This window comes from Nesterenkonia flava (assembly GCF_031432335.1).
In the GTDB taxonomy this organism is placed as follows: domain Bacteria; phylum Actinomycetota; class Actinomycetes; order Actinomycetales; family Micrococcaceae; genus Nesterenkonia; species Nesterenkonia flava.
Map to the genome: position 1 here is coordinate 1 of NZ_JAVKGT010000091.1, position 516 is coordinate 516.

A 516-nucleotide genomic window follows, 5' to 3' on the forward strand; every position below is an offset into this window, starting at 1 on the left:
CCACCCCGACATTCAAAACCAAGGAAATCCTGCCAACTACTTGACGCGGGACAACGTGTAGCTAGGAGGCCATGCGAACAGTGATATTTACTGTCAGGAGAAGTTGAAGGCTGCGATATTGACCAGGAGACCAACGAGGACAAACCAGGCAAGGATCGCGATGTCGTGACGCCGAATCATGACGTGTGCCAGGCGGCGCCCGTAGCCGGTCCAGTTCCGGCTCCAGCGACTCGCAGACTCCACAGTGACGTACCACAGGGAGAGGAACATCGCTGCCCACACGAGCATGCAGTAGGGGCACAGGGCCTGGATGCGGAACAAGCTCTGATACATCAGCCAGCCCACAAATAGAGTTCCGAAGGTGACGCCGATCTGCAGTCCGGCCCAGTACCAGTGCGACATCTGAGCTCGGCCAAGAAGCGCTGCTCCTGTTGCTGCAATCACGGCAAAACCAGCGATGCCTGGCGGATAGCCGGAGTTGGAAGCGGTGGTCTGCGTAGTTGTAAGCGGTGTTCC

1 protein-coding gene is annotated in these 516 nt (G+C 57.9%); it reads right to left on the minus strand.

The window, feature by feature from the left end:
* Nucleotides 1–93: 93 nt before the first annotated feature.
* Nucleotides 94–516 (minus strand): vitamin K epoxide reductase family protein (locus RH857_RS13600; protein ID WP_310538510.1); only part of this gene is annotated, 423 nt, incomplete at its 5' end.